The 26,906-nt window shown below is 33.5% G+C and carries 32 protein-coding genes; 27 read left to right on the top strand and 5 right to left on the bottom strand.

The genetic code is table 11. The features are described from left to right. The first annotated feature begins 102 nt into the window (after positions 1-102). The 16 genes from ACOOWA_RS09220 (at position 103) to ACOOWA_RS09295 (ending at position 14,983) form a co-directional block, all read left to right on the top strand. On the top strand, positions 103-903 hold the full coding sequence (locus ACOOWA_RS09220) for an enoyl-CoA hydratase-related protein (protein ID WP_421374790.1): 801 nt from the start codon (positions 103-105) through the stop codon (positions 901-903). Positions 904-1,009: 106 nt separating this feature from the next. Continuing rightward, complete coding sequence (locus ACOOWA_RS09225; protein WP_421375577.1) at positions 1,010-2,146, top strand: 3-hydroxyacyl-CoA dehydrogenase NAD-binding domain-containing protein; 1,137 nt, start codon at positions 1,010-1,012, stop codon at positions 2,144-2,146. A 236-nt stretch (positions 2,147-2,382) separates the two neighbouring features. Further along, a complete protein-coding gene (locus tag ACOOWA_RS09230) occupies positions 2,383-2,691 on the top strand; it encodes a hypothetical protein (RefSeq protein ID WP_421374792.1) in 309 nt (102 codons plus the stop codon). A gap of 2 nt (positions 2,692-2,693) precedes the next feature. Next, on the top strand, positions 2,694-3,107 hold the full coding sequence (locus ACOOWA_RS09235; protein WP_421374794.1) for a PaaI family thioesterase: 414 nt from the start codon (positions 2,694-2,696) through the stop codon (positions 3,105-3,107). Positions 3,108-3,158: 51 nt separating this feature from the next. Next, positions 3,159-3,521 carry a four helix bundle protein gene (locus ACOOWA_RS09240; RefSeq protein WP_421374796.1) on the top strand — a complete coding sequence of 121 codons (363 nt, stop codon included), beginning with the start codon at positions 3,159-3,161 and terminating at the stop codon, positions 3,519-3,521. 44 nt (positions 3,522-3,565) lie between these two features. After that, complete coding sequence (gene pcaF, locus ACOOWA_RS09245; protein WP_421374798.1) at positions 3,566-4,774, top strand: 3-oxoadipyl-CoA thiolase; 1,209 nt, start codon at positions 3,566-3,568, stop codon at positions 4,772-4,774. A 211-nt stretch (positions 4,775-4,985) separates the two neighbouring features. Next, positions 4,986-5,579, top strand: a complete 594-nt coding sequence (locus tag ACOOWA_RS09250; protein ID WP_421374800.1) for a transferase hexapeptide repeat family protein — start codon at positions 4,986-4,988, stop codon at positions 5,577-5,579. Between the two features lie 75 nt (positions 5,580-5,654). Beyond that, entirely contained in the window at positions 5,655-6,482 is an 828-nt protein-coding gene (locus ACOOWA_RS09255; protein ID WP_421374802.1) for an alpha/beta hydrolase, read from the top strand. A gap of 11 nt (positions 6,483-6,493) precedes the next feature. Further along, the gene (locus ACOOWA_RS09260) at positions 6,494-7,042 is read left to right on the top strand and encodes a hypothetical protein (RefSeq protein WP_421374804.1); all 549 of its coding nucleotides are present in this window, start codon (positions 6,494-6,496) and stop codon (positions 7,040-7,042) included. 19 nt (positions 7,043-7,061) lie between these two features. Next, entirely contained in the window at positions 7,062-9,557 is a 2,496-nt protein-coding gene (paaZ, locus tag ACOOWA_RS09265) for a phenylacetic acid degradation bifunctional protein PaaZ (protein WP_421374806.1), read from the top strand. A gap of 17 nt (positions 9,558-9,574) precedes the next feature. Beyond that, positions 9,575-10,897 (top strand): S41 family peptidase, encoded by a 1,323-nt coding sequence (locus ACOOWA_RS09270; protein WP_421374808.1) that lies wholly within the window; start codon positions 9,575-9,577, stop codon positions 10,895-10,897. 1 nt (position 10,898) lies between these two features. Continuing rightward, positions 10,899-11,585: an SMUG2 DNA glycosylase family protein gene (locus ACOOWA_RS09275; protein WP_421374810.1), complete on the top strand. Its 687-nt coding sequence runs from the start codon at positions 10,899-10,901 to the stop codon at positions 11,583-11,585. Positions 11,586-11,722: 137 nt separating this feature from the next. Continuing rightward, positions 11,723-12,187, top strand: coding sequence for an IS200/IS605 family transposase (gene tnpA, locus ACOOWA_RS09280; RefSeq protein ID WP_421375579.1), 465 nt, complete (start codon positions 11,723-11,725; stop codon positions 12,185-12,187). A 96-nt stretch (positions 12,188-12,283) separates the two neighbouring features. Beyond that, on the top strand, positions 12,284-13,048 hold the full coding sequence (locus ACOOWA_RS09285; protein WP_421374812.1) for a methyltransferase domain-containing protein: 765 nt from the start codon (positions 12,284-12,286) through the stop codon (positions 13,046-13,048). Between the two features lie 293 nt (positions 13,049-13,341). Then, the gene (locus ACOOWA_RS09290) at positions 13,342-14,106 is read left to right on the top strand and encodes an enoyl-CoA hydratase/isomerase family protein (protein ID WP_421374814.1); all 765 of its coding nucleotides are present in this window, start codon (positions 13,342-13,344) and stop codon (positions 14,104-14,106) included. A gap of 139 nt (positions 14,107-14,245) precedes the next feature. Further along, positions 14,246-14,983 carry a hypothetical protein gene (locus ACOOWA_RS09295; protein WP_421374816.1) on the top strand — a complete coding sequence of 246 codons (738 nt, stop codon included), beginning with the start codon at positions 14,246-14,248 and terminating at the stop codon, positions 14,981-14,983. A gap of 155 nt (positions 14,984-15,138) precedes the next feature. Here ACOOWA_RS09295 and ACOOWA_RS09300 read toward each other — a convergent pair whose 3' ends face one another. Then, a complete protein-coding gene (locus ACOOWA_RS09300; RefSeq protein WP_421374818.1) occupies positions 15,139-15,681 on the bottom strand; it encodes a GNAT family N-acetyltransferase in 543 nt (180 codons plus the stop codon). Positions 15,682-15,836: 155 nt separating this feature from the next. Continuing rightward, complete coding sequence (locus ACOOWA_RS09305) at positions 15,837-17,438, bottom strand: class I SAM-dependent methyltransferase (RefSeq protein WP_421374820.1); 1,602 nt, start codon at positions 17,436-17,438, stop codon at positions 15,837-15,839. Between the two features lie 100 nt (positions 17,439-17,538). On the opposite strand from ACOOWA_RS09305, the gene ACOOWA_RS09310 reads away from it, so the two are divergent. The 9 genes from ACOOWA_RS09310 (at position 17,539) to ACOOWA_RS09350 (ending at position 23,893) form a co-directional block, all read left to right on the top strand. After that, positions 17,539-18,156, top strand: coding sequence for a hypothetical protein (locus tag ACOOWA_RS09310; RefSeq protein ID WP_421374822.1), 618 nt, complete (start codon positions 17,539-17,541; stop codon positions 18,154-18,156). Between the two features lie 308 nt (positions 18,157-18,464). Next, entirely contained in the window at positions 18,465-18,755 is a 291-nt protein-coding gene (locus ACOOWA_RS09315; RefSeq protein WP_421374824.1) for a winged helix-turn-helix domain-containing protein, read from the top strand. 65 nt (positions 18,756-18,820) lie between these two features. Continuing rightward, positions 18,821-19,111, top strand: coding sequence for a hypothetical protein (locus ACOOWA_RS09320; RefSeq protein WP_421374826.1), 291 nt, complete (start codon positions 18,821-18,823; stop codon positions 19,109-19,111). A 124-nt stretch (positions 19,112-19,235) separates the two neighbouring features. Continuing rightward, positions 19,236-20,075: a metallophosphoesterase gene (locus ACOOWA_RS09325; protein ID WP_421374828.1), complete on the top strand. Its 840-nt coding sequence runs from the start codon at positions 19,236-19,238 to the stop codon at positions 20,073-20,075. A gap of 401 nt (positions 20,076-20,476) precedes the next feature. Further along, positions 20,477-20,863 (top strand): hypothetical protein, encoded by a 387-nt coding sequence (locus ACOOWA_RS09330; protein ID WP_421374830.1) that lies wholly within the window; start codon positions 20,477-20,479, stop codon positions 20,861-20,863. An 11-nt stretch (positions 20,864-20,874) separates the two neighbouring features. Then, positions 20,875-21,360 carry a Coq4 family protein gene (locus ACOOWA_RS09335; RefSeq protein ID WP_421374832.1) on the top strand — a complete coding sequence of 162 codons (486 nt, stop codon included), beginning with the start codon at positions 20,875-20,877 and terminating at the stop codon, positions 21,358-21,360. A 50-nt stretch (positions 21,361-21,410) separates the two neighbouring features. After that, positions 21,411-22,787 carry a DUF4153 domain-containing protein gene (locus ACOOWA_RS09340; RefSeq protein WP_421374834.1) on the top strand — a complete coding sequence of 459 codons (1,377 nt, stop codon included), beginning with the start codon at positions 21,411-21,413 and terminating at the stop codon, positions 22,785-22,787. 1 nt (position 22,788) lies between these two features. Continuing rightward, on the top strand, positions 22,789-23,316 hold the full coding sequence (locus tag ACOOWA_RS09345) for a hypothetical protein (protein ID WP_421374836.1): 528 nt from the start codon (positions 22,789-22,791) through the stop codon (positions 23,314-23,316). Positions 23,317-23,377: 61 nt separating this feature from the next. Beyond that, positions 23,378-23,893, top strand: coding sequence for a hypothetical protein (locus ACOOWA_RS09350; RefSeq protein WP_421374838.1), 516 nt, complete (start codon positions 23,378-23,380; stop codon positions 23,891-23,893). 71 nt (positions 23,894-23,964) lie between these two features. Here the strand turns inward: ACOOWA_RS09350 and ACOOWA_RS09355 are convergent, their stop codons facing one another. From ACOOWA_RS09355 to ACOOWA_RS09365, 3 genes are all read right to left on the bottom strand, one after another. Next, positions 23,965-24,777, bottom strand: a complete 813-nt coding sequence (locus ACOOWA_RS09355) for a hypothetical protein (RefSeq protein ID WP_421374840.1) — start codon at positions 24,775-24,777, stop codon at positions 23,965-23,967. Between the two features lie 215 nt (positions 24,778-24,992). Then, positions 24,993-25,442 carry a D-aminoacyl-tRNA deacylase gene (gene dtd / locus ACOOWA_RS09360; RefSeq protein WP_421374842.1) on the bottom strand — a complete coding sequence of 150 codons (450 nt, stop codon included), beginning with the start codon at positions 25,440-25,442 and terminating at the stop codon, positions 24,993-24,995. Further along, positions 25,442-25,900 carry a hypothetical protein gene (locus tag ACOOWA_RS09365; RefSeq protein ID WP_421374843.1) on the bottom strand — a complete coding sequence of 153 codons (459 nt, stop codon included), beginning with the start codon at positions 25,898-25,900 and terminating at the stop codon, positions 25,442-25,444. Before ACOOWA_RS09365 ends, dtd begins: the two co-directional genes overlap by 1 nt. A gap of 107 nt (positions 25,901-26,007) precedes the next feature. Between ACOOWA_RS09365 and greA the strand changes: the two genes are divergently transcribed. Beyond that, entirely contained in the window at positions 26,008-26,478 is a 471-nt protein-coding gene (gene greA, locus ACOOWA_RS09370; RefSeq protein WP_421374844.1) for a transcription elongation factor GreA, read from the top strand. Between the two features lie 31 nt (positions 26,479-26,509). Then, a complete protein-coding gene (locus tag ACOOWA_RS09375) occupies positions 26,510-26,899 on the top strand; it encodes an HIT family protein (protein ID WP_421374845.1) in 390 nt (129 codons plus the stop codon). Positions 26,900-26,906: the final 7 nt, after the last annotated feature.

Consider the following 26,906-nt stretch of genomic DNA (forward strand, 5'->3'; position numbering starts at 1 on the left):
ATATTGTTCCATTGATAAACTGATACATTGCTACATTTTTAAAGCGTAAATTAGTGAGATGAAAATTTCAAATTTTAAACCTCAAATTTCAAACTAATTATTATGTACACACAACTTGATATTGAAACCCATTTTGAAGGAAAGCTGAAAATTGCTTACCTCAATCAGCCGGAAACGATGAATGCGCTGACAAAACCTTCGCTGCTTGATCTTAAAGATTTTATTAAAGAATGTAGCGAAGATCCTATAGTGAGATGCGTTGCTATTTCCGGAAGAGGAAGAGCTTTCTGTTCGGGTCAGAATCTGGATGATGCATTTGTTCAGGGAAATGAGCATCAGGACAACGATATTATCAGAAGAATTGTGACAGATTATTACAATCTGTTGGTGATGGAAATTACCCATTGTAAAAAACCTGTTGTTGCTTTGGTAAACGGTCTCGCTGTTGGAGCCGGAGCAATGTTGGCGTTAATTTGCGACTTCGTTTTAGCCAATAACAAAGCATATTTTGCACAGGCATTTTCCAATATTGGTTTGATTCCTGATACAGGCGGAACGTATTTCTTACCCAAATTATTGGGAAGACAGTTAGCCAATTATTTGGCATTTACAGGAAAGAAATTATCTGCTGAAGAATCAAAATCTTATGGTTTAGTGGCTGAAGTTTTCACTGAGGAAGAATTCAACTCAAAATCATTGGAAATTTTAGAAAAAGTTTCAAATATGCCGACTGTTGGTTTAAAATTGACTAAAAAAGCTTTCGCTGCCTCTTATAATAATTCGTTGAAAGATCAATTGGAACTGGAGGGCGATTTGCAGCAGGAAGCTGCTGAAACAGAAGATTTTAAAGAAGGAGTAAGTGCGTTTTTAGAAAAAAGAAAACCTGATTATAAAGGAAAATAAGAATTAATATAGCAATGTACCAATGTAACAGTTTACCAATGAAATGCTTCGACAAGCTCAGCATGACAAAGATTGTTACATTGGTACATTGATACACTGTTACATTATGACGAATGTAGGAATTATCGGAGCCGGAACTATGGGAATCGGCATTGCACAGGTAGCCGCAACGAACGGATGCAAAGTTTGGGTTTATGACGCCAACGCAAAACAGGTCGAAACAGCAACCGTAGGTTTGGAAAAAACATTAACCAAACTGGTTGATAAACAGAAAATTTCAGCAGAGAAAATGACTGAAATTTTAGCCAATATTTCCATTGCTACAGAATTGAAGGACTTCAAAGATTGCGAATTGATCATCGAAGCCATCATCGAAAACAAAGACATAAAAACCAAAGTTTTTACAGAACTAGAGAAACAAGTTTCAGAAAGCTGTGTGATTGGTTCCAATACATCATCTATATCCATCACCTCTCTCGGTGCAGAATTACAGAAACCGGAGCGTTTCATAGGAATCCACTTTTTCAACCCGGCTCCATTAATGCCTTTAGTTGAGGTGATCCCATCTTTATTAACAGAAAAATCTCTAGCAGAAAAAATCTACAATCTGATGAAAGATTGGGGGAAAACTCCGGTTATTGCTAAAGATATTCCAGGATTTATCGTGAACAGAATTGCACGTCCTTACTACGGTGAAGGTTTGAGAATTGTTGAAGAAAACATCGCAACGGTAGAACAGGTAGATGAAGCCATGAAAACAATCGGAAACTTCAAAATGGGACCTTTTGAATTAATGGATTTAATCGGTGTTGATGTCAATTTTTCAGTAACAAAAACAGTTTACAATGAATACTTCTACGACCCAAAATATAAACCGTCTCTTCTTCAGCAAAGAATGTCGGAAGCCAAACTTCACGGCAGAAAAACTGGAAAAGGTTTCTACGATTATTCCGATGGAGCGGAAAAACCTGTTGCACAAAAAGACGATGCACTTTATCAGCAAATATTTTTAAGAATTATTTCAATGTTGATCAACGAAGCGGTTGAAGCGAAAAGATTGGGCGTTGCGAACGATGAAGATTTAGAATTAGCGATGCAAAAAGGGGTAAATTACCCAAAAGGATTATTGGTTTGGGGAAAAGAAATCGGTTATGCAAAAATCTCTGAAACCCTGCAAAATCTTTACGAAGAATATCAGGAAGAAAGATATAGACAAAGTCCGCTACTGCGTAAAATGGATTAAACAATTTGAAAATTAATTAATATGAATGTCCGCTTATAATCATAATGTAAAATTCAGCGATCATTTTGTCATTTCGCAGAAATCTCAGTAGCCTGAGAATATTGAAGTTTATATTCTTTCAGAATAACAAAAAAACTGCTAAGAATTAAGTCATTATTAATTACGGATATACATTTTAATTAAAGCAGTCTTTCATTTTCAAATTCTCAAATTGATTTTATTTTCAAATTAATAATATGGATGTAAATATATTCAGAGCTGAATTAGAAACGAGATTAAAAATCGAAAAAGAATATTTAATTCAGGAGCTTTCTTCGATAAATAATAATCTGGAAAAATTAGACTTGTTAGGGAAATTCAATGAAAAATATAAAGAATTGATTAGGAGAATTGCAGCCGAAGAAAGAATTGATTTAAATGCTTTGAATACAATTGAAAATTCATCAGAGCATCTTACAAACGAGCAGATCATTCTAGGAAAAACCATGAGTGTTTACGACAATTTGGCTGATGAATTATATGTAGAAATTACAACAACAAAATAATTATGAACCCAAGACAGGTTGCAGAATATATGTTCGATCAGGACTATTTTTCCCAATGGATGAATATCAAACTGATTGAGGTAAAACAAAATTACTGTTTAATAGAAATCCCCATTAAGAAAGAAATGATTAATGGGCTGAAAACGGTTCACGGAGGCGTTACATTCGCTTTTGCAGATTCTGCACTGGCTTTTTCGTCTAACAATTCTGGTAATGCAGCGGTAGCATTAAACTGTATTATCAATTTTACCAAAGCCGGAAAAGAAGGCGATATTTTCAGAGCAGAAAGTATCTTGGTAAATGAAACCAGAAAAACCGCTGTTTATGACATTAAAATCACCAATCAAAATGAAGAACTAATTGCAAAGTTTGTCGGAACAGTCTATAAAATTGGAAAAAAAGTAACGGAGCTATAAGCTCAATGTAGCAATGTAATAATTTACTAATTTAACAATTTAATAATAACGATGATCAATTTTGAAAATAATCCATTGATTCAAAAAACAGTTCAGTTTTCATTGGATATAATTGAATTTTGTGAATTATTACAAGAAAAAAGAAAATTTGTTATTGCAAAGCAATTGTTACGTTCTGGAACAAGCATTGGAGCAAATGCATTTGAAGCCCAAAATCCTCACAGTAAAAAAGATTTCATCAATAAGATAAAAATTACATCCAAAGAATTAGAAGAAACCAAATATTGGCTTTATCTGTGTAAACATTCCAAAAATTATCCATTTGATGAAAAGCTTGAACATCAAATTGTAGAATTAGGAAAAATTATTTATAAAATATTAAGTACAAGTTTAAATAAAAATCAAGGCATTTAACATTGTTATACTGTTATATTGCTACATTGTTAAATTGAAATATCATGAACAACGTATACATCATAGATTACATCAGAACTCCCATTTCAAAATTAGGCGGAGGTCTTTCAGAAGTTAGAGCCGATGATTTGGCAGCAGTGGTTTTAAAGGAAATCGTAGCAAGAAATCCAGAAGTTCCTGTTGAGGAAATTGAGGATGTTATTTTCGGATGCGCCAATCAGGCAGGTGAAGATAACAGAAACGTTGCAAGAATGGGACTTTTATTGGCCGGACTTCCTTACAAAATCGGAGGCGAAACAGTAAACAGATTGTGCGCTTCAGGAATGTCGGCGGTAGCCAATGCTTTCCGTTCGATTGCTGCAGGAGAAGGTGAACTTTACATCGCAGGTGGAGTAGAACATATGACGCGTTCGCCTTATGTAATGTCAAAACCAAGTACTGCTTTCGGAAGAGACAGCCAAATGTTTGATACTACTTTCGGATGGAGATTTGTGAATCCCAAAATGAAAGAAATGTATGGCGTTGATGCGATGGGCGACACGGCAGAAAATTTAGCAGAAATGCACAATATCAGCCGTGAAGACCAGGATAAATTTGCGCTTTGGTCACAACAAAAAGCGACTAAAGCTCAGGAAAGCGGAAGATTGGCAGAGGAAATTGTCAAAGTTGAAATTCCACAGAGAAAAGGCGAACCGAAAATCTTCGATACAGACGAATTCATAAAACCGACTTCTTCAATGGAAGGATTGGGAAAACTTCGTCCTGCTTTCAAAAGAGAAGGAGGAACAGTAACAGCCGGAAATGCTTCAGGTATGAATGACGGCGCAGCGGCTTTAATTTTGGCAAGCGAGGAAGCCGTAAAAAAATATGGCTTAAAACCAATAGCTAAAATCTTAGGATCTTCTGTTGCTGGTGTTGAGCCAAGAATCATGGGAATAGGACCAGTTGAAGCGACTCAGAAATTATTAAAAAGACTGAATCTTTCATTAGACGATATGGATATTATCGAATTGAATGAAGCATTTGCAGCTCAGGCTTTAGCGGTAACAAGAACATTAGGTTTAAAGGATGACGATTCAAGAGTAAATCCAAACGGAGGAGCTATTGCCATCGGTCATCCACTTGGAGTTTCAGGAGCCAGAATCGTAGGTTCTGCCGCCATGGAACTTCACAAACAGAATAAAAAATATGCCTTGTGTACCCTTTGTATCGGTGTCGGACAAGGCTATGCGATGGTGATTGAAAAAATATAAATGAAATTTTAAAATGGGTTAATTTGAGAATGTGAAAATGATATTAAGAACATATTTTTAATTAGCTCATTTAATTTAACGTTTAGCCTTTGCTGAGTGAAACGCCTTTGCGAACGAAAAATATACATGAAAATTTTCAAAAAAACTTTGCGGACTTTGCGTTAAAAATAATTTTCAAATTATCTCATTCTCAAATTTTTAAATTAAAATTATGAATATTTACTCATATTACGGAATTCGTCCAATCATCAAACCTTCCGCTTACGTTCATCCACAAGCGGTGATTATTGGAAATGTGGAAATCGGCGAAGAAGTTTATATCGGTCCAAACGCGGTTATTCGTGGTGACTGGGGTAAAATTATCATCAAAGACGGGGCGAATGTTCAGGAAAACTGTACCCTACACGTTTTTCCGGGCATTGAAACGATTTTAGAAGAATCTGCCCATATTGGTCATGGAGCAATTATCCATTCCGGACATATTGGAAAAAATTGTTTGGTTGGAATGAATGCAGTTGTAATGGATAAAGCAGTTATCGGTGACGAATGTATCATCGGAGCTTTGGCTTTTGTTCCTGCAAACTTTAAATGTGATGCAAGAAAACTAATTGTCGGAAGTCCGGCAAAAATTATCCGCGATGTTTCTGATGAAATGATTAAATGGAAAACAGAAGGAACAAAATTGTATCAAGAATTGGCTAGGGAAGGAAAAGATGCGATTCTGCCTTGTGAGCCTTTTACAGAATATGTTCAACAGATTCCTACGAAAATTGTTGATTACAGCATTTGGGATGATGTAAAATAATTTTTACAGGCTTAAACCTCATAGGTTTCTAAAACCTATGAGGTTTTGAAAAGGTGATTAATAAAGAAAAAAAATATGCTTAAAAAACTTCTCATTTTCATCAGTATTCTCTTTACATTTCACTTCATGGCTTTTGCCCAAAGTACAAATGTAAAACCATTGAATATCGGAGAAATCAGAACCATAAAATCTAAAATTTTAAACGAAGAAAGAACGTTAAATATCTATCTTCCGCAAAATTTCACCAAAACAAAATCTTACCCGATCATTTATTTGTTGGATGGAAGTATGAATGAAGATTTTATTCACGTCACAGGATTGGTTCAGTTTTTCAATTTGATGTATGCAATGCCCGAAACGATTGTGGTTGGAATTGCCAATATTGACAGAAAAAAAGATTTTACTTTTCATACGGATTTAAAAGATTTGCAGAAAGACTATCCTACAACTGGACATTCTGATAAATTCATAAGTTTCCTTGAAAAAGAATTAAAACCTTATATCGAAAGTCAGTTTAAAACGACCGATAAGTATATATTCGGACAATCTTTGGGCGGACTTTTAGCTACAGAGATTCTGTTGAAAAAACCTGAAATGTTCAATAATTATTTCATCATCAGTCCGAGTTTGTGGTGGGATGATGAAAGTCTTTTAAAACAAGCTCCTCAATTATTAGCCAAAATTCAGGAGACAAAGAAATTTATTTATGTTTCTGTCGGAAAAGGTGAGCATCCGATAATGATAAAAGATGCAGAAGATTTTTTTGATGTTTTGAAAAAAGCCAACAAGAAAAACTGGACTTTAGAATATAAAATGATGGAAACCGACAATCATGCAACGATTCTCCACAGAAGTTTGTATGAAGGTCTGGTGAAATTATTTCCTTATCAAGAACCAAAGTAATATCTTAATTTATGGATGAAAACAAAATTAAGAATATAAGCAACATTGAAAATATAAAAGAACTTCTTAGTGAACTTCCTGAATTTAAGTATCAGAAAGAACTAACGAAGAAACTAGATACTAAAAAGGATGATTTCACTTATGAAACGGTGTTAGAAATCGTTCTTTGGAAAACTAATAGACTTCCTGAAATTAATAATGATTTAATTATAAAAATTAATGCTTTAAGGAAAGGATATGATGAGGATTTATCAGATAGTATTTTGATTAAATTATTAGATTCAAAAGGCTTTGATTTGCCAATGGCTTCAACTTTTTTAAGATTTATTGATTCAGATTATTTTCAAATTATTGATCAAAGAGTTTACAGAATCTTGTATGGGAAAAATTTGAAAATTCCATTTAGTAAACCTAAGAAAATTGAATTGTATAAAAAGTATCTGATTGATTTAAAAGAAGCTTGTATTGCTCATAATATTCCTTTTTCTAAATCTGACAGAATTCTTTATTTGTTAGATAAGCATCCTCAAGTGAATAAAGATCAAAAAATAAAATATTAATAAAAAGTAAAAAAACTATATGGAAAAGTTAAAAAATTACATTCATGGCGAATGGATTGAGGGCTCTGGAAACGGAATTCCTTTGTACAACGCTGTAAATGGTGAACAAGTTGCGATTTCAGATACAGAAGGTCTGAATTTTGAGCAGGCTTTGGATTACGGAAGAACGGTAGGTTACAAAAATCTTTCTTCGATGACGTTCTACGATCGTGGGGAAATGTTGAAAAAAGTAGCGCTTTACCTCTTAGAAAGAAAGAAAAAATATTACGATTTATCATATAAAACAGGAGCAACTCACGTTGATTCTTGGGTAGATATCGAAGGAGGTTTCGGTACTTTCTTCACCTATTCAGGATTGGCGAAGAGAATGCTTCCGAACACTCCGTTTTGGGTAGATGGGGAAACTCAGAAAATTTCGGCAAACGGAACTTTCTTGGGAACTCACATTTTAACGCCAAGCGAAGGAGTTTCTGTACAAATCAATGCATACAACTTTCCGGTTTGGGGAATGTTGGAAAAATTATCCACCTCTTTATTGGCAGGTGTTCCATCCATTGTAAAGCCTTCTCCGTTTGGTTCTTACTTAACGAATGCTGTTTTTCAGGATATGATTGAAAGCGGTGTTCTTCCGGAAGGTGCTGTTCAATTGGTTTGTGGTGAACCTGGAAATATTCTGGATTATGTTCAGGATGGAGATTCTGTACTGTTCACAGGTTCTGCGACAACAGGTAGAAAATTAAAATCTTTACCGTCAGTTTCAGGAAATGCGGTTCGTTTCAATATGGAAGCAGATTCTTTGAACTGTTCAATTCTTGGTTTGGATGCAAAACCAGGAACTCCGGAATTTGATTTATTCATCAAAGAAGTTCGTAACGAAATGACCACAAAAGCCGGACAAAAATGTACGGCAATCAGAAGAATTATTGTTCCGGAAAACTTAATTGGTGATGTTCAGAATGCTTTATCTAAAGCTTTAGATCAGACAAAAATCGGAAACCCGTTGAGCAGAGAAACAAGAATGGGTTCTTTGGTGGGAAGACAACAGTATGATGAGGTTTTAAGAAAAGTTGATGTTTTAAAAACTGAAAATGAACTTGTCTATGACGGAAAACACGAATTGGTAGATGCGAACTATGAAAATGGAGCATTTATGAGTCCGAAATTGTTCTTAAATGATGCTCCGTTCACTAAAAATATCTCTCACGATGTCGAAGCTTTCGGTCCGGTTTCTACTTTAATGCCTTACAAAGATGTGGAAGAAGCGGCAGCGTTGGCAAAAAGAGGAAAAGGAAGTTTGGTAGGTTCCATTGTTTCTCACGATAACAATTTCGTGGCAGAAACTTCCTGGAAAATGGCCTCACAGCATGGAAGAATCTTTGTATTGAACAGGGACAGTGCGAAAGAAAGCACAGGTCACGGTTCTCCGCTTCCGACGTTGATGCACGGTGGTCCCGGAAGAGCAGGTGGTGGAGAAGAAATGGGCGGACTGAACGGTCTTCATTTTTTCCTTCAAAAAACAGCGATTCAGGGTTCTCCGGATATTTTGACAGCAATTACAAAGGTTTATCAGCAAGGAGCTGAGAAAAAATATTCAGACAAGCATCCTTTCCAGAAATATTTTGAGGAAGTTGAGGTTGGAGATTCTTTGGAAACAGCAGGAAGAACGGTTACGGATGCAGATATCGTTAATTTCTCCAATGTTTCCTGGGATCATTTTTACGCTCACACCGATGCAACAAGTTTAACGGGAACGATCTTCGATAAAACTGTTGCTCACGGATATTTCATCCTTTCTGCAGCGGCAGGTTTGTTCGTTTCAGGTAAAAAAGGACCTGTTATTGCGAACTACGGGCTGGAAAACTGTTCGTTCTTCAAACCTGTTTATGCAGGAGATACGATTACGGTTTATTTAACCGCGAAAGAGAAAATCAACAGAGGCGTAAAAGGGAGAAATATTCCTTCCGGAGTTGTGAAATGGCTGGTTGAGGTTATCAATCAAAGAGATGAGATCGTTTGTGTAGCGACAATTTTAACTTTAGTGGCAAAACAATCTTCATTTATTGATTTTAAAGTTCAGCATATTCAGAAAAAATTGAATGGTCTGACTGAAAGTACGAAACCTGTTTTTGGAAATTTCACTCCGCAATTGATGGTTGAGCATTTGGAAGAAGTTTTGAGAAATGGTTTTGGTGATTTAAAACCGGAAGACTTCCCTGAAATTCCTGCTGAAAATTTAGAAAAACTTCAGGATTGGCTGTACACAGAAAAAAAGATTCGTCCGGGAGCGCAATATCCGTTATGGAAAGAAGGTGAAGTTCCTCATAATAAAAATAAAAATCTTGATGAAGCGAAGGGGAAATTGATTGAAACTTTAAAGGAATTTACTGTTTATTACAAAGAAAATCCTTTTGCAGAGCATTACAATCCAAGATTCGGACATTTGAATAAAGAAATGATGGAACTTTTCCAAAGAAAACATTTTACGCATCATTTTGAACAATTCGGATTGATTTAAGTTAAAAATTAATGATTATGAAGTTTTTAATTTCTACGGCATTTTTATTTTTTGGACAAATTATTTTTGCTCAAAAAGAAATGCCTCAAATAGACGAAAAAATAAAAAATGAAACCATTACAAATATCGTTTCAGCTATAAAAAAGAATTATGTCTATCCTGAAAAAGTCTTAGAAATTGAAAACTACTTATATAAACAGAATAAATCTAAAGTATATAAAAGTACAGTTAATCCTCAGGATTTTGCAGAAAAACTTGTCTCAAATATTCTTTCAGTACAAAATGATAAGCATTTAAGAATAGTATATGATCCTGATTTAGAAAAAGATATTCTTTTATTTAATGAATCAAAAAAAAATGCTGAGAAAATATCCAATTCAGATATCGAGAAAGAAAAAGCGGTAAATTTTTATTTCAGAAAACTGGAAATACTTCCTTCCAATATCGGATATGTAGAATTTACCAACTTTTCTTTACCTAATGATGAAGCCAGAAAAACTATCCGTTCTGCCATGCAGTTTGTTTCCAATACGGATGCTTTGATTATTGATCTGAGAAATAATCGTGGCGGAAATGCGGTTACAGCAAATGAGATTTTGGGTTATTTCTTTAATTCAAAAATAAAAACCGGAAGAAGTTTCAATAAGATTGAGAATAAATGGTCTGATAATTATATACAAAATCAGGATATAACGCTGAATATGCCGCTTTATATTCTTACAAGTAAAAAGACCTATTCGGCAGGAGAAGGATTTGCTTACATTCTTAAAAATCAAAGAAACGCAAAGATCATCGGAGAAGCCACAAACGGAGGAGCACACCTTACCAGAAGCTTTAGTTTAGGAAATGGTTTTGTAGGATTTATTCCTTATTTAAGATCAGAAAACGAAAAAACTAAAACAGATTGGGAAGGAACCGGCGTAATTCCGGATATCAACTCAGATGAGAAAAGCAGCCTGATTACGGCTCAAAACGAAATTTTGTCTGCAAAATTATCGTCTGCTAAAGATGAATCTGAAAAAAGGAAAATCATTTGGCTTATCAATTATAACAGATCTCTTACTTCAGATGTAGATGTAAACAGTTCAGATTTGGACCGATATACTGGACGATTTGCAGAATTTGAAATAACAAAACAAGATAACACCCTTTTTTTCAGAGATGTGAATCAACAGAATAGAATTCCGTTTAAAATGATTCCTGTCACCAATACACTATTTCAGGTAGGAATGGACTATCAGATAGAATTCTTGCAAGGAGAAGATAAAACATGTAATTCCATTAAAATAAGCTGGAATGATGGATGGACAGAAGAAATTAAACGAGAACATGTAAAGTAAAATGAAAACTTTTGCAGATCAGGTTACTCAATTCAATAGAAATTTGAAATACTCCGGAAAATTGCCAGACAATTTTCAGGTTTTAAATCCGTATCTCGATAATCCTGAAACCATGATGGTCATGGAAAAGTTTTATCAAAAATATTACAATGATTCCAATCAAAGGAAATTTTTGGTTGGAATTAATCCGAGTCGTCACGGAGCGGGCGTTACAGGAGTTCCGTTTACAGATACAAAACGTTTGGATAGTGTATGCGGAATCAAAATGGAATCTGCTCACACGCATGAAATTTCTTCTGTTTTCATTTACGATATGATCCAATCTTATGGTGGAGCAGAGGTATTTTATAAAGATATTTATATCAATTCTCCTTTTCCATTGGCGATTGTCAGAAAATCAAAAGGAAATTGGATTAACGCCAATTATTACGATGATAAAGAACTTTTCAGAGACGTAAAAGATTTTATGATTGATTCTTTGAAGAAACATATCAGCTTAAATCTCGATACTTCTGAAGTGTTTATTTTAGGAAAAAAGAATGCAGAATTTATTTCAAAGTTAAATCAGGAAGCTGATCTTTTCGATAAGTTGACTGTTTTAGAACATCCGAGATATATTCAACAGTATAAATCAAAAGAGAAAGATTTGTATATTGATAAGTATATTTTAGCGCTGAAAAACATATGAAAATCAAATTTGTTTTACAGTCAGATAATGCTAAAAATGTTTTTTTGTAGAGCGTTCCGTAGGAACGTAATCTGTGTAGAAAAAATAATATAAACCAATACAGCGTTCCGTAGGAACGCCATCTAAAAAACACAATGATGCCAAATACGTACACCCAGATTTACATTCAATTGGTCTTTGCCACAAAAGGCAGAGAAAACAAAATAATCAATTCAATCCGTGATGAAATTGAAAAATATATTTGCGGAATTTTCTATAATAAAGGACAGAAGGTCTTGGCGATTTATGCTAATCCAGATCATATTCATATCTTTTTCAGTTACAAAAATTTGCAGATCACGATTTCAGATTTAGTAAAAATTGTAAAAACAGAATCGACAAATTTTATTAACGAAAAGAAGCTAATTCCGAATCATTTTTCCTGGCAACAAGGTTACGGAGCGTTTTCCTATGCAAAAAGTCAGAAAGAGCAGGTTGTAAATTATGTTTTGAATCAGGAAATACATCATAGAAAGAAAAATTTTAGAGAAGAGTATATTGAGTTTCTGAAGGCTTTTGAAATTGAATTTAAAGATGAATATTTATTTGAGTTTTATGATTGAAAAGAAATAGCGTTCCTACGGAACGCAAATTGAAATGCTTAATATAAAATTCCTCCGAAATCCGCAAAAAAGTTTAATTTAAAAAATAAGAATAATATGCCCTGGAATCCCGAAATCTACAACCAATTTAAAGACATCCGTTACCAACCTTTTTTCGATTTGGCAGAAAATATTTCTCCTGAATATTTAGAAAAAGCAATCGATATTGGCTGTGGAACTGGCGAACAGACAAAAATTCTTTCAGAGAAATTTGAGAATACAACTTTTTTAGGGATTGATTCTTCAGAAGAAATGCTTGAAAAATCTTTTAGTTTTGAAAATAAAAAATTAATTTTCAGAAAACAAACGATCGAAGAATTGTATGGATCCAACGAAAAATGGGATCTGATTTTCAGCAATGCGGCCTTACAGTGGTCAGATCATCATGAAAAATTGTTTCCAAAACTGCTTTCATTGTTGAGTGAAAAAGGGCAGTTTGCAGTGCAAATGCCGGTTCAGTCTGAAAACATTCTCAACCGGATTCTTTTTCAGCTGGCTTCTGAAGAACCCTATAAAACTCAACTTCAAAACTGGAACAGAGTTTCTTCGGTTTTAAGCTTGGATGAGTATGCTAAAATGATGTTTGATGCAGGCTTGGAAAATTTGAATATCTCTATCAAAGTTTATCCAATTATTGCGGATGATGCTGAAAAACTATTTCAGTTTATCTCCGGTTCTGCTTTGATTCCTTATTTGGAAAGGTTAGATGATGAACAGAAGGAAAAATTTACGACTGAGTACAAAAGGCGAATTTCAGAAAAATTTGAAAAATTTCCTGCGATCTACTCATTCAAAAGAATTTTAATATATGGAAGAAAATAGGTTTAAACTTCCTTAAAAAATAAATTCCCCTTTGTTGGGGAATTTTCATTTATGCCTAGAATCGTGTTTCGAAAACATTTAGTGTTTATAAAAAGTTTTCGTGGGAATTAACTTAATACTTCTTTTATCTGTTACAAAATAACAGATTTCCGGTAGAAAACCGTAGAGTATAAATACCCGTTTTAAAACTCAGTATTTGTACGCATTTGTATTTTAATATAGAATTTTTTGTATTAAATTTTTTAACCGAACAATTGTTAGTATTTTTGTTTGAATCGAATATCAAATAAGAAATGAGTGATTTTGTAACATCAGAAATTAAAAATAATATTGCCGAAGTCACTTTCGGAACAGCAAAAAGCAACGCTCTTCCCGGAGCAATTCTTGAAAAATTGGCTCAAGCCATTCTCGACGAAGGAGCAAAAAGTGAAGTAAAAGCGATTCTTGTAAAAAGTGAAGGCGAAAAAGCGTTCTGTGCAGGAGCAAGTTTTGATGAACTTTTAGCGATTGAAGAGCTGGAAGCTTCCACAAAATTCTTTGGAGGTTTTGCTAAAGTTTTAAATGCAATGAGAAATTGTGGTAAAATTGTTGTCGTAAGAGTTCAGGGAAAAACTACAGGCGGTGGAGTAGGTTTGGCTTGTGGTGCAGATTACTGTTTTGCAACGAAAGATTCTGCTTTAGCTTTAACGGAAATTAACTTGGGAATCGGTCCGTTTGTGATTGGTCCTTATGTTGAAAGAAAAATTGGGAAATCTCAGTTTTCGGCAATGGCAATTGATGCAGATTTCAGGTCTGCAGATTGGGCAGAACAGCACAATATTTATCATTCGGTTTCTGAAACGATTGCAGAAATGGATTCTAAACTTGATAAGTTTATGATAACTCTTTCTTCAAGAAGTGAAGATGCTTTAGCTTTAATAAAAAAAGTTTCTTGGGAAGGAACAGAATATTTCAACGAGTTGATGCCTGCAAGAATTCACATGAGCGCAAGTTTGATTTTGGAAGATTCTGCCAAGAAAAATATCGAAGCAATTAAAGAAAGATTGAGAGCAAAATAAACCAAACTCAATTTTTAATTTGAATTAAATTTATCAAAAAACATGGAAACACCCTTTTTAAAATGGGTGTTTTTCCTTTAAAATATGACTTTCAGCGGATGTAGTTTTGTAATCAAATAATTTATAAAACCTAAACATTATGAAAGCAAGATTTTTTTTATGCCTTTTTTCTGCAGCCACTTTAGCTTTAAGCTGCTCCAGTAATGACGATGAACAAGTTGTACTTCCACAACCTGAAGCATTTACCATGGAAGGAGCAAAAGGAATGAGTACAGGAACTACCTCTGTTGCGGGAACAAGTGTTCCTGCAGGATTTACCTGGAGCGAAGTGAAGTCTCCACAATCAACTTGGGGATTGAACGGAACGATTACTGATCGTATGCTTGCAGAAGATTTTGTAGTTCCGTCCGGTCAGAAATGGAGTATTCGGAATATTTATTTTTATGCTTATCAAACCAATTTTGCAGGGACTACTTTCCCTCTGAATGAATTATATTTTGAAATTTATTCTTCAGATCCGTCAGTTGCGGGAGCGGTGAAGATCTATGGTGATCTTACATCAAACCGGTATGTTTCTTCTGAAGAAACCAAAATGTACAGAATTTTGCAGGGACAACCCGATACTACAACCCGTAAAATTTACAAAGTGAAAACTCAGACACCTGATTTGAATCTTTCAGCAGGAACCTATTGGATCAAATGGGGTTCTAAAACTTCAAACGGAACTCATTTTTATCCTCAGCTTCCTCATGACGGGACGAAAGTAAATAATGCAAAACAGTTCGTCGTTGCAAATTCAACCTGGACAAATCTTGATGATGGCGGGCAAACTGTAAGTTTACCCATTGAAATAAGCGGCACCAAACTTCCTCAGTAAATAGATATTCCAAATCACAAAAAGCCATTCTGTTATTCAGAATGGTTTTGTTTTTTTTTAGATGATATTCAAATTATTAGGGTTTCTTTTGCTGAGTGAAATGCCTTTGCGAACGAAAATGAAAACGAATTCAAAATATTATATTTAATCATCTTTCAAACTGTTTTATATTCTGATTTTAACAATGAGTATACAACTGAATCTTCGAAAACTCCATCAACTAAATAATGGCCACGAAGAACCCCCTCTTTTGTAAAACCATAAAAATCCAGCAGCTTTTTGGAAGGTATATTATTTTCGTCAATTAAAGCTTCAATTCTGTTCAAATCCAAATCCTGAAAACCGTATTCAATCACTTTTTGCAGAGCTTCTTTCATGAATCCTTTATTTTTAAACTCATCAGAATTTAAGGCATAACCTACTTCTGCACGATGGTGTTGCGGATTCCAGCTGTGAAAACCACAATTTCCGATAATGGTGTTGCTTTTTTTTTCTACAATTTGAAAATTCAGCATCTTTTGATTGTAAGATTCATAACCTTTTTGATGGATTTTTTTCTGACGGATAAACTCCTTATCAGTAAAACCTAATATTTTCTTGATTTCGTCATCGTTATTCAACTCAAAAATTTTGTTCATTATTTGTGAATCAAGTTTTTTAATTAATAAACGTTCTGTTTCTATGGTTTCAAATTTCATTTTAAAAATTTTATTTTTTACCGCAAAAGACACAAAGAGATAAATGATAAAATCAATGGTTAACAAAATGTAATATATTTCATTTTGCTCTCTTTGAAAATCTTAAAAAATAAGAAAATCTTTTGTTTCTTTTGCGGTAAAATTTTACTTACATTTTAGCTTTTCAATAAATTTATGGAGACCGTTGCCAATTCAGAATTCGGGAATTTTCTAAATAAATCTTTGTCGGTTTTCAGACCCGCTTCAAGGCAAATCTTTTTAAAAACGTTAACTTCCAATATATATTGATCAGAAAATCCATGCGTCGATTCATAAGCTGTTGCGGGAGTTTTCCCTAAATTTTTAGCAGTAAGTTTTGAATCTAAAGCATGAAGCTCAATGATTAAAAGTCCGTTTTTTCGAATGTACGGAAGCCAAAGTTCTAGATGTTCTTTCAGACTTTCTTCTACTAAATTATTTTGAAGTCTTTTTCCGCGATAAGCAAATGCTCCCGTTGAAGTACTGATTCTTTCGTGATGACTGTTCTCGGGGGCCTTCCAAACTCTGTTGTGATCCAGAAAAGTTCTTATATTTAATAAATCTGAAAGGTCAATTTCATAGTTTTCTTTTAAATCATCCGCTAATTGTTGAGGATTTCCGATGTCGCCCCAAATTACTTTTGCCCAAATATCATTATTAATAAGATTGGCTCGAGTGACTTTCAGGGCTGCTTGATTGTAATCTGCACCAACCAAAAAAAGCGGGTGTTCTTCAAGCATTTTTCCACGGAGCGTATATCTTTCAATAGTTTCAAAAATGTGTTGAATGAAAGCACCGTTTCCACATCCCATATCGAGAACTCCTTTCGGCTGTAAATGGATCGGCTGATTAAAAATCTCAATAATAAAATCATTGGCAACTTTGAAATAATTTGCATGAGAACCACCACTTCCCCACACATTCATCGCACGGTCAACGTGGATTTCGTCTTCGCCTTCTGCAATTTCTCTGATTTTTGAAGCATTTCCGAATAAAAGATCATTCATTTTATTCAGCAAAGGAAGGTAAGAAACGGTAACGCCATAAGAAGCGGCTCTTTTTGCAAAATAAATTCCGGTTTCGGTAAATTTATAGTTATCATTTGATTTTTTAAACCAGCCTAAATGCGTCATAAAATCTAAGATAACTTCGAAATTTTCCGAATTCTTGTGAAATTCTGCGGCCTGAAAAGATGTTTCCATAAAATATTTATGAAACATTCCTGTCATTCCTAAATAAACGATTATCGGGCCGATGATGCAGCCTTCAATATGTTTTAAAATTTGAATTTGAACTTCTTTTTCCGTATCAGAATCAGAAAACTGAATTCCAAAATTATTTTTAACGGAATCACTAAGCTGCTTAAATTCTTCAATGAATGAAACTTCGTTGATTTGATTTTTAATATTCGTAGAAAGCTTCAGAAATGGAATAACTTTTATATAAAGCAGACTGTATTTTTGAAGAAATTGTGTTTTTTCATTCACAGAAATTGAGATAATATCATTTTCATTATCTACTTCATAATTGAGGAAATCCTGAGATGCCAATGCACGAATTGCCACATTAAGATTACCTTCATTCGCTTTAAAATTTTCTGAAAGCTCGTTCAAATATATTTTTTCTCTTAGTATAATGAATGCTATAATTTCATTCTTTACCAAAGAAGTGACAATGGGTGCAGTAACAACGCCATCCAAATGTCTGAAAATTTCTGAGCGCAGAATCTCTTTATCCATAACTATGTTTTTTCTAAAGTTAACAATTTGAACAAATAGTTTGAAAAAAGTTTTGATATTTGAAAATTAAATATAACTTTGTAATTCAAAGTTCTTTTATATGGAATCAAAAAACTATCACGAAGACTTATCGCATATTCGTTCTATGATGGAGCGTTCTTCAAGATTTATTTCATTAAGCGGATTGTCCGGTGTTGTTGCAGGTTTGGCTGCAATTTTAGGTGCCGCATATGTTTTTTATGTTTTTAAAAGAGAAGGGCTGGATTATTTTGATGGAGAAAGAAGAATTTCTAATTCAAGTATTGTCAATGAATTAGTAATTACGGGAACTGTCATTTTAATTGTTGCTGTTTTAAGCGGATATTTTTTCACTGCCAGTAAAAGCAGGAAAAAAGGTCTGAAAATTTGGGATGCGACAACCAAGAGACTTTTGTTTACCTTTGCTATCCCTTTGGTGACGGGCGGATTTGTTTGTTTGGGCTTACTATATCACCATCTTTTTGTTTTGGTTGCTCCTGCTACATTGATTTTTTACGGATTGGCTCTGGTAAATGCAGAACGGTATACTTTGACTGATGTAAAATACTTAGGATTTTGCCAAATTGGATTAGGATTGATTTCCTTGTTCTTTTTAGGATGGGGATTAATTGCCTGGACTTTTGGATTCGGTGTTCTGCATATCGTGTATGGTTTGATTATGCATAGGAAGTATAAGTGACTATGAAAATGTGATAATGATCCAAACAAGCTCTTAGAATCAAAAAAAGCAAATTGTATTGGGCATTCCGCTTTTTTGACTTCTTCAATTAATAATAAATTGCAAGTACAAATGTTGGATGATGAATGATGTGGGAAACATAAAGTGGGAAAGATTTATTTTTTAGGATATAATATTCATTCACTTTTTAAGTCAGAGTTTTTTAAAGATCATGACTTTGTTGTGATCGAAAATAGAAAAACATATGAGATAATTGCAGTTGATCCTGCTTTGTATGATTATTTCAGAATTAATAAAATTAGATTAAAGTGATTAACATCAGTCAACTCAATAAAGAATTCGAAAGCCGTGTAAGATTGGGCATTATGTCCGTTCTTATGGTGAATGACTGGGTTGATTTTTCTGAAATGAAAAACTTATTGGAAATTACCGATGGAAATCTGGCAAGTCACAGTAATGCTTTGGAAAAGGCAAATTATATTGAAGTAAAAAAAGAATTTGTGGGAAAAAAACCAAAGACTTCTTATCGTGTAACTCAAAATGGAAGAACTGCTTTTACAGAACATTTAAATGCTCTTGAAAAATTAATAGGAAGATAAAGACTATATTTTTTTGAAAATAAACTTTGAAAAACAAAGTACTTTATAAATTAAAATTAAAAAAAATGATGACACACAAACAAACAACAGCAGCAATTTTTGCTGTTCCTGCACTTTTATTGGCAGCAGCATTTTTAGGAAATATTTTTGTAGAAGGCTTTAATTGGTCTGAATTTGATTTTCTCGCAGCCGGAATTTTACTTTTCGGAACTGCGGGTTTGATAAGCTTGGTAAGGGCTTTAGTTAAAAATAAGAATTACAAAATTATCATCAGTCTTGTCATTGTAGCCATTCTTGTTTTGGTCTGGATGGAACTGGCTGTAGGAATTTTCGGAACTCCATTCGCAGGAAGCTAAAATTTGAATCCATAAAAATATCTCTCGCCGATTGAGCAGATTTAGCGAATTCAAATCTTAAAATCTGCATAATCTGTTAAATCTGCGAGAGCTTAAAAAGTATTCCAGATAAAAAATTCAAAAAATGACCAGGAAAAAATTTCTCAAAAGACTGTTGCAGCTTTCCGCAATTGGAGCTTTACCTTTTTTGTATTCATGGCAAATTGAGCCATTTTGGGTAGAATTTGTTCAAAGAAAACTTCCCATTAAAAATCTTCCCGAACATTTAGAAGGAAAAATTTTGATGCAGATTTCAGATTTGCACGTTGGAAATAGATTTGACTGGAATTTTCTCATAGAATCTTTCGAAAAAGCCCAGGAATTTAAACCTGATTTTGTGGTCTACACAGGGGATTATGTCAATCACGGAACTTCCGAAGATCACAAAAATTTAGAAAAAGTTATCCAAAAAGGTGTTTTCGGAACATTGGGAACTTTCGGAATCATGGGAAATCACGACTACGGAAAAAACTGGAAAGATCTCGGTTCTTCAGAAGAAATTTGTAGAATTCTTCAAAACAACGGAGTGATAATGCTTAAAAATAAACAGACAGAATCGCATGGTTTAAATATACTTGGTTTTGATGATCTGTGGTCACCGAATTTTGATCCGATGAAAGTGATGAAAGATTACGATCCTGAAAAAGCCAATCTTGTCCTTTGTCACAATCCCGATGTTTGTGATAAAGATGTCTGGAACGGTTATCAAGGCTGGATTTTGAGCGGTCATACTCATGGTGGACAATGCAGAATTCCGGGAGTGATTACACCAATTCTTCCTGTTGAGAATAAAAGATACATTTCCGGAGAAATCGATTTGCAAGACGGAAGAATGTTGTACATCAACCGTGCTTTAGGTCATTCTTTTCAGGTGCGTTTTATGGTTCGTCCGGAAATTACGGTTTTTACTTTAACACAAGCTTAAAATTTTAAAGATGAAAAATAAAGATATTATAAACATTGGAAAATATACTTTTCTAACCTTTTTAATTCTCGGAAACATATGTCTTTTTGGATTTATAATTTTTAAAGAGGATATGTTTGCACTCTTCGGCTATTTTGTTCTAATTATTGGCACTGTAATCAATTTACTCATCGTTCTTTCATTGGTTGTGTATGGCTTCTTTAATAAATCACAGCTTCAGACTTGCTTAAATGCAATTGGGGTAATCTGTATAAATATTCCGATTGCGATTTTGTATTTCTTTATTGGTATATCTCTCCTAAACATTTAAGTATGAAATCGCCATTACTAATGTTGAAACACAAACACTCATGAAGATTTGGCGATACCATATGACTTAAAAAAACAATAAACATCTATATATGAAAGAAGACTTAAAACTTACAAAATCTCAAATTAGAGAATGGTGGAGTGATAAGAGATACCTCTATAATCTAGGATTGATTTTATCCGGAATTATCGCATTTATTATTTATGTTATTGTTGGTGTAAATTTTATAATGCCTTATGATGAAGAGTTTGAAATTACATTATTTACTATAGTTTTTCAAGGAATAGGATATTTAATAATGATTGTTTTCGCAAATTTATTTTATTCTTTAGGCGTTACGGAAGATCTTAATCACAATAAAGAAAACACCGATGACTTTCGAAAAAATCTATTCAATCTTGGCTTTTGGCTTTCCGTTTCATTGCCATTTTTAGCTCCACTTTGGCTTCTCATATCTTACTTTTTAGAATTTTATTAAATACATAAACTATGAAAAAAATACGCATCAAATTTTTACTGTTCGTTTACGACAAAACACAAAAATTGTACAGAAAATATTTCAAAAAGAAAAAAAGACAATGGCAGTTCAACGAAGAACAGCTGTTGGAATTCCACAAAGATTCTTTAGGCAGGAAATTAGGAGAGTTTTATAAGAAACACGGTTTTACGATGATTCCCAAAATGGAAAATCACGATGTACATCACCTGTTGACTGGTTGTGGAATCAATTTCGTAGACGAAATCGCCATGCAATTTCTTCTTTTAGGAAATGGAAAAATTAATGCGCATCTTTTAGCGGCAATCGGTTTGGGAACGGTTATTCTTCCTGAATACTACAAAATTTACATCAAAGCCTATAAAAAAGGAAGAAGGATGAGAGCTTTTCATCATGTCGATTTTGAATCTTTATTGTGGCAAAACTTTGAAAATCTTCAGAATTTCTTCAAACAAAAAGAAACTCCGGTTTTTTACTGATTTTAATAATTTATTTCCATCAACTGTCAACTAAAATCCATCAATTAAAAATGAAAACACATCACTATATATTTCTCAGCACCATCGCATTTATCATTTTATTTTATAATGAAAATGTAGGTTTAAATCTTGGTATTTTAGGCGTTTTATACTCAGTTTTAACGCTTTTTAAAACCCCGGAAAGAAATCGCAGCAAAACTTTTCTTCTGCTATTCGTGACAAGTATTTTGTCGAGCTTTGCATTTGCATGGTTCGGTGATCTCAGCTCGTTTCTGGCATTGACGATTTCACTTTTGCTGCTTTCATTCCGGTCAAAAAACCGAAGACTGAAAAGTCTTTTTCTCGTTCCTGTTTTTGTAACCACTTTCTTCACATTCTTTTGCAGAGTTTTCAGTTTTAACGAATGGTTTCCGAAAAATGAAAACTCAGGTTTTTGGAAAAAAATGGTTGCCTTTGTTTTAATTCCATTCTTATTTGTGGCTGTATTTTTCGGAATTTATGCAACGGGAAGTGATCATTTCGCAAGTGTATTTACAGATTTTGAATTGGATATTAATCTTTGGCAGATTTTCTGTCTTGGAATTTTAGGATTTTTCATTGCTTTTAATTTTTTCAATTTCGTCGTTGAAAAACAGATTTATCAGCAGAATCATGTTTTAGATAATGAATTTAAAGCAGAAAATAAAATCCAAAAGCAGACATTTTCTTTTCTTGATTTAGATTCAGAAAGAATGGGCGGCGTGATTTCTTTTGTTTGTTTAAATATTTTGTTGATTTTTTTCATTATTTCTTATAATTATGAGCAGTTTTATGAATTTATCAAAAGCCCGAATCAACTTTCTGAAGAAACCCACGAACGAGTAAACGCTGTTATCATGTCAATAATAATGGCAATTCTGGTAATTATGTTTTATTTTAAATCAACTTTTAATTTCGATTCTAAAGCAGGATTATTAAAAGCTGTTGCTAAAATCTGGTTGTTTCTGAATGCGGTTTTAATTTTTTCTGCAATGCTGAAAAACACAGAATATATTACCAATTATGGTTTTACTTACAAAAGACTTGGCGTTTATGCTTTCCTGCTTTTATCATTAATTGGTTTAATTCTTACATGTATTAAAATTCAATTCAAAAAGAGAAATTCATTTCTTTTCAATTCGATGAGCTGGTTTTTTTATGGAATGGTTTTAGTATGCAGTTTTATAAATTGGGGCGGAATCATCACTTTCCAAAATATGAAACGTTCTGATTTTGCAGTTAATTATCATTTAAAATCAATTTGGTTCAGTGAAAAATATCTTTTAAAATATGCTGAAGAAAAGAAAGATTCAAAACTGAAAAAAGAGGTTTTAAAACAAATTAAAAGTGAAAAATCAATGACCGTTTTGTCTAAAATCCTTTATTATGAAACCATTCAAACTAAATAAAATGAAAAAGTTATTTTTTGCATTTATTCCTTTACTTGTAATTTCCTGTAAAAAAGAAGTTCCGGCAATAGAAACCAAAACAGATTCAATTATAGTTTCCGAACAGTCTGCCAATACAATAAAAGTAGATTCGCAAAATATTAAAATCAATCAGGATTCTGTGAAAAACAGTAGCATTGACGGCAAAGATGAGGTAACCGGAGTGAAAAACGGGGAAATTATCAAAGTTGTTGACGGAGAAAATCTTCCTGTGTCAATCGAAGAAAAGTTTACAGATCAAAATCAAAAATTGGTCTTAAAAATTAAAAACTATCAAAAATCAGATCTGAAAGCTATAGTTTTGCCCAAAAATAATAATATGAACATCAGATTTAATCAGATAAAAACGCCTGACGGAAAATTTGATGGTCCTTTCGGAAGAGAAATTTCATACAAAATACCAAAAAACGGTGAAGTATGGTTGATTATCGGTAAAAACCTGATGGCAGAAGGCGATCTTACAGGTGATTTTTCTGTGAAAGTAGAGTAGATTTGGTACAATTTGTGCAAATGTAATTTTCTAAAATTTATTCATTATTAAATAATCAATTATGAAAAATATATTTTCATTAGCAATAGTATCTTCCATGGCTTTGGTAAGTTGTGGTGCGGTACAATCGATCGTACAAAATACATTTCCTTACACAACCAATGTTTTGGTTTCAACGGGAGTACCAACAGATAAAGAAGTTTCATCTACTGCAACTGCTTCAAATGTGCAGACTTGGGTTGGTGGAAATAATAATGCTCAGATTAAAGATGTAAGAATTTCGGATGCTAAAATTTCTGTCGTTACACCAAGTGGCGGAAATTTAAGTGCTTTAAAATCGGTAAAAGTTTATATTTCTTCAAACGGAACAGGTGAAAAACTTGTTGCTTCGAGAACATCCATTGATACCAATTCTTCCAGTCTAAATTTAGATCTGAACAACGAGACCGGTTTTTTAGATTCTGTTGTAAAAAGTTCGGGGTTAACGGTACGAACAGTTTATGAACTTAAAAATCAAACCACCTCAGATATGAATTTAAAGGTAGCTCTGAATTTCAGCAGTGTTCCTCAAAGATAAAATTTTATTATGTAAAATATCAAAAGCTTTCTCGAATTTCAAGAAAGCTTTTTTCGTATGATGAATTTGTGTTATTTTATTCTATGAATAATGATGTCTGCATTGATAACATTTAAAACCTCCAATGCTAATAAACCGGTTTTTACAGTTCCAAAGGTTATCTTATCTCCCGCATTCAGACTGTAAATATTATCTATTTGGGTATCAAAAGCTAAACTTACAAGAATCATAGGAGCTGATGAGAATACGGCATCGTTCTTGAAAATATCTATAGAAGCACCTGTTGCATTAAGAGATATCCCTGTTTCTTTATATCTGTAAGTGATGCGATAGAGCCCTGTCTCCGAAACATTGTATGCTCCATTGCTATCAACATTAGCAGATGGAATAAAAACTGTTTTTCCACTGCCAGTTGATTGCGGTAAATTTAAATAAGTCCTTTTATTGGCAAGTAAAGCTAATCCTAAGAGTGTTCCGTTTCCGGAAAATCTGGCTGAATAAGCGGTATTGGGTGCAGCTGGTTGTTGTGCATCAACTTTAACCCAAAGTCCTGATAAAGGTAAAGTACCCGTAGAGCTTCCTTGCGAATCAAAAATATAGAGGCCTCGAGACGTGACTCCAATAGTTTTTACTGAATTGGTGGCACTTGTTCTCCCTTGCGTTACATAAACAACTGCGCCGTCCTGATCTGTTCCGTAACGATTTTCTCGTGCTAAAAGCTCATCTCCTGTGAGTTTTGGCGGAATTATCCCATCTGCAACAGTGGTGCTTACACCGGGTCCGATATGCAATGTGGCTTTTGGATCATTTGTATTAATACCCACTTGTGCTTTTGCGTTATGACAAATCACAAAAAATAGAACGATAATAAAGTAGTTTTTCATAACAATTAATTTTAGTTTTGGTTTTTAAAGGTAATCAAAAAAAATATTAACTTTTTATAAAAAATGGATTTATTTTGTCAAATGTGGTATAAATCCGTATTTATACGGATGTAAAATTACGGTTTTGCAGTATTTTATTGTTAAATATATAGATTGCTTCTATCGATATGACTTAATTCATTAGGTGAGGAAGATTATTGCACAGGTAGGGTTTTTTAATGTTTTGTAATTGAATCCATTACAATGGTTACGGGACCGTCATTTATTAATGAAATTTTCATGTCTGCACCAAAAATACCGCTTTCAATCTTTAATTGTGACTTTGAAAGTGCTTCTTTAAAATATTCAAAAAGTGGGATTGCTTTTTCGGGTTTTGCAGCTTTAATAAAAGAGGGTCTGTTGCCTTTTTTGTAATCTGCAATTAAAGTAAACTGACTGATGCACAAAATTTCCCCGTTAATATCTTTAATCGATAAATTAAGCTTGTCATGTTCATCGCCAAATACTCTGAGATTTACAATTTTTTGAACTAACCAGTCTGCGTCTGCTTTTTCGTCATTTTCATCAATTCCAACCAAAAGCATGAACCCTGTATTGATTTCTCCTACTGTTTTTCCATCGACCTTTACACTGGCCTCAGAAACTCTTTGTACAACAACTTTCATTAATTATATAAGCTCAAATTTTTTGTAGATGCATCGTAATTCCAGAAATATGTTTTTGGAGGAAGTGAAGAAACACTTGTTGGTTGTCCGCTTATTAAAATCCAGTTTGCATTATCTTTCGGGCAAACAATACTGATGTTATCTTTTACTTCAAGCGTCGTATTGTTATCCGGACAAATATGGGGTGCATTTCTGTCATAAACTTTAAATGTTGCAGGATTATCTCCTGTTCTCACGACAAGTAAGCCGCGGGTTCCGGCTTGTTGCTCATCAACATAAATCCAGCCTCCAACGAAGTTCAGATTGTTGTAGGCAGCAAAATTCAGGTTTAAACTTACACTAATTGGTGAGTTGGGAAAACAGCTTACGGTATCTTCACGGTTACTGCAAGAATTTATATTTAAAAAACTGATTGTCAGCAAGATGAAAAATGAAACGATTGAGAAAGTTTTTTTCATTTGAATATAAATTTTTATATATTTGTAAAACAATAACGATTAACACGCAAAAACATTGTCCGACAAATGTCGGATAATTTTTTTATAATAAAACAAAATTTAAAATTATGGCAAGCTACGTAACAAAGGAAGGATTAGATAAAATGAAAGCCGAGCTTGAGCAACTGGAGAAAATAGAAAGACCAAAAATTACTCAACAGATTGCAGAAGCAAGAGATAAAGGTGATTTGTCTGAAAATGCAGAATACGATGCCGCTAAGGAAGCACAGGGAATGTTGGAAATGAGAATTTCTAAACTGAAAGATGTAGTGACAACTTCTAAAGTAATTGATGAAACGCAATTGGATACTTCTAAAGTTTCAATTCTTACAACAGTAAAATTGCTGAATAACGATACCAAAAAAGAGCAGGTGTTTACTTTGGTTCCTGATAATGAGAGTGATTTGAAAACGGGTAGAATTTCTGTAAATACGCCTATTGCAAAAGGTTTATTGGGAAAAGTAATAGGTGATAAAGCCGAGATTATTCTTCCCAACGGAAATAAATTGTCATTTGAAGTTTTAGATATAACTTTGTAGACTTAAATTTAAATCTAATTTTTAGAGAAATATGAGCTCAATTTTCACAAAAATTATCAACGGAGAAATCCCGGCCTATAAAATTGCGGAGGATGAAAACTTTGTAGCTTTTCTGGATGCGATGCCTTTGGTAAAAGGTCATACTTTGGTTATTCCTAAGAAAGAAATAGATCTTATTTTTGATATGGAAAGCGAAGAGTACAAAAATCTTTGGGCTTTTTCGCAACAGGTGGCTAAAAAAGTGAAAAACGCAATTCCTTGCATTAGAGTAGGAGTGGCGGTTGTAGGATTGGAAGTTCCTCATGCTCATATTCATTTAATTCCGCTAAATAAAGTGGAAGACATGAATTTCAAAAACGAAAGACTGAAACTTTCTGCGGAAGAATATTCCGAAATACAAAATTCAATAATCAATTCTTAACTCAATA

Origin of the sequence: Chryseobacterium sp. GP-SGM7, from assembly GCF_049166575.1 — a bacterium.
Lineage (GTDB): Bacteria > Bacteroidota > Bacteroidia > Flavobacteriales > Weeksellaceae > Chryseobacterium.

Coding starts and splice junctions, on each gene's coding strand:
- ACOOWA_RS09345 (WP_421374836.1), top strand. CDS start 22,789: ATGAAAAAGTTATTTTTTGCATTTATTCCTTTACTTGTAATTTCCTGT.
- ACOOWA_RS09240 (WP_421374796.1), top strand. CDS start 3,159: ATGATCAATTTTGAAAATAATCCATTGATTCAAAAAACAGTTCAGTTT.
- ACOOWA_RS09335 (WP_421374832.1), top strand. CDS start 20,875: ATGAAAAAAATACGCATCAAATTTTTACTGTTCGTTTACGACAAAACA.
- ACOOWA_RS09225 (WP_421375577.1), top strand. CDS start 1,010: ATGACGAATGTAGGAATTATCGGAGCCGGAACTATGGGAATCGGCATT.
- ACOOWA_RS09365 (WP_421374843.1), bottom strand. CDS start 25,900: ATGAAAAAAACTTTCTCAATCGTTTCATTTTTCATCTTGCTGACAATC.
- ACOOWA_RS09355 (WP_421374840.1), bottom strand. CDS start 24,777: ATGAAAAACTACTTTATTATCGTTCTATTTTTTGTGATTTGTCATAAC.
- ACOOWA_RS09250 (WP_421374800.1), top strand. CDS start 4,986: ATGAATATTTACTCATATTACGGAATTCGTCCAATCATCAAACCTTCC.
- ACOOWA_RS09350 (WP_421374838.1), top strand. CDS start 23,378: ATGAAAAATATATTTTCATTAGCAATAGTATCTTCCATGGCTTTGGTA.
- ACOOWA_RS09285 (WP_421374812.1), top strand. CDS start 12,284: ATGCCCTGGAATCCCGAAATCTACAACCAATTTAAAGACATCCGTTAC.
- ACOOWA_RS09260 (WP_421374804.1), top strand. CDS start 6,494: ATGGATGAAAACAAAATTAAGAATATAAGCAACATTGAAAATATAAAA.
- ACOOWA_RS09340 (WP_421374834.1), top strand. CDS start 21,411: ATGAAAACACATCACTATATATTTCTCAGCACCATCGCATTTATCATT.
- ACOOWA_RS09320 (WP_421374826.1), top strand. CDS start 18,821: ATGATGACACACAAACAAACAACAGCAGCAATTTTTGCTGTTCCTGCA.
- paaZ (WP_421374806.1), top strand. CDS start 7,062: ATGGAAAAGTTAAAAAATTACATTCATGGCGAATGGATTGAGGGCTCT.
- ACOOWA_RS09325 (WP_421374828.1), top strand. CDS start 19,236: ATGACCAGGAAAAAATTTCTCAAAAGACTGTTGCAGCTTTCCGCAATT.
- ACOOWA_RS09375 (WP_421374845.1), top strand. CDS start 26,510: ATGAGCTCAATTTTCACAAAAATTATCAACGGAGAAATCCCGGCCTAT.
- greA (WP_421374844.1), top strand. CDS start 26,008: ATGGCAAGCTACGTAACAAAGGAAGGATTAGATAAAATGAAAGCCGAG.
- ACOOWA_RS09230 (WP_421374792.1), top strand. CDS start 2,383: ATGGATGTAAATATATTCAGAGCTGAATTAGAAACGAGATTAAAAATC.
- ACOOWA_RS09255 (WP_421374802.1), top strand. CDS start 5,655: ATGCTTAAAAAACTTCTCATTTTCATCAGTATTCTCTTTACATTTCAC.
- ACOOWA_RS09295 (WP_421374816.1), top strand. CDS start 14,246: ATGAAAGCAAGATTTTTTTTATGCCTTTTTTCTGCAGCCACTTTAGCT.
- ACOOWA_RS09275 (WP_421374810.1), top strand. CDS start 10,899: ATGAAAACTTTTGCAGATCAGGTTACTCAATTCAATAGAAATTTGAAA.
- ACOOWA_RS09270 (WP_421374808.1), top strand. CDS start 9,575: ATGAAGTTTTTAATTTCTACGGCATTTTTATTTTTTGGACAAATTATT.
- ACOOWA_RS09330 (WP_421374830.1), top strand. CDS start 20,477: ATGAAAGAAGACTTAAAACTTACAAAATCTCAAATTAGAGAATGGTGG.
- ACOOWA_RS09310 (WP_421374822.1), top strand. CDS start 17,539: ATGGAATCAAAAAACTATCACGAAGACTTATCGCATATTCGTTCTATG.
- ACOOWA_RS09290 (WP_421374814.1), top strand. CDS start 13,342: ATGAGTGATTTTGTAACATCAGAAATTAAAAATAATATTGCCGAAGTC.
- dtd (WP_421374842.1), bottom strand. CDS start 25,442: ATGAAAGTTGTTGTACAAAGAGTTTCTGAGGCCAGTGTAAAGGTCGAT.
- ACOOWA_RS09300 (WP_421374818.1), bottom strand. CDS start 15,681: ATGAAATTTGAAACCATAGAAACAGAACGTTTATTAATTAAAAAACTT.
- ACOOWA_RS09220 (WP_421374790.1), top strand. CDS start 103: ATGTACACACAACTTGATATTGAAACCCATTTTGAAGGAAAGCTGAAA.
- pcaF (WP_421374798.1), top strand. CDS start 3,566: ATGAACAACGTATACATCATAGATTACATCAGAACTCCCATTTCAAAA.
- ACOOWA_RS09235 (WP_421374794.1), top strand. CDS start 2,694: ATGAACCCAAGACAGGTTGCAGAATATATGTTCGATCAGGACTATTTT.
- ACOOWA_RS09305 (WP_421374820.1), bottom strand. CDS start 17,438: ATGGATAAAGAGATTCTGCGCTCAGAAATTTTCAGACATTTGGATGGC.
- tnpA (WP_421375579.1), top strand. CDS start 11,723: ATGCCAAATACGTACACCCAGATTTACATTCAATTGGTCTTTGCCACA.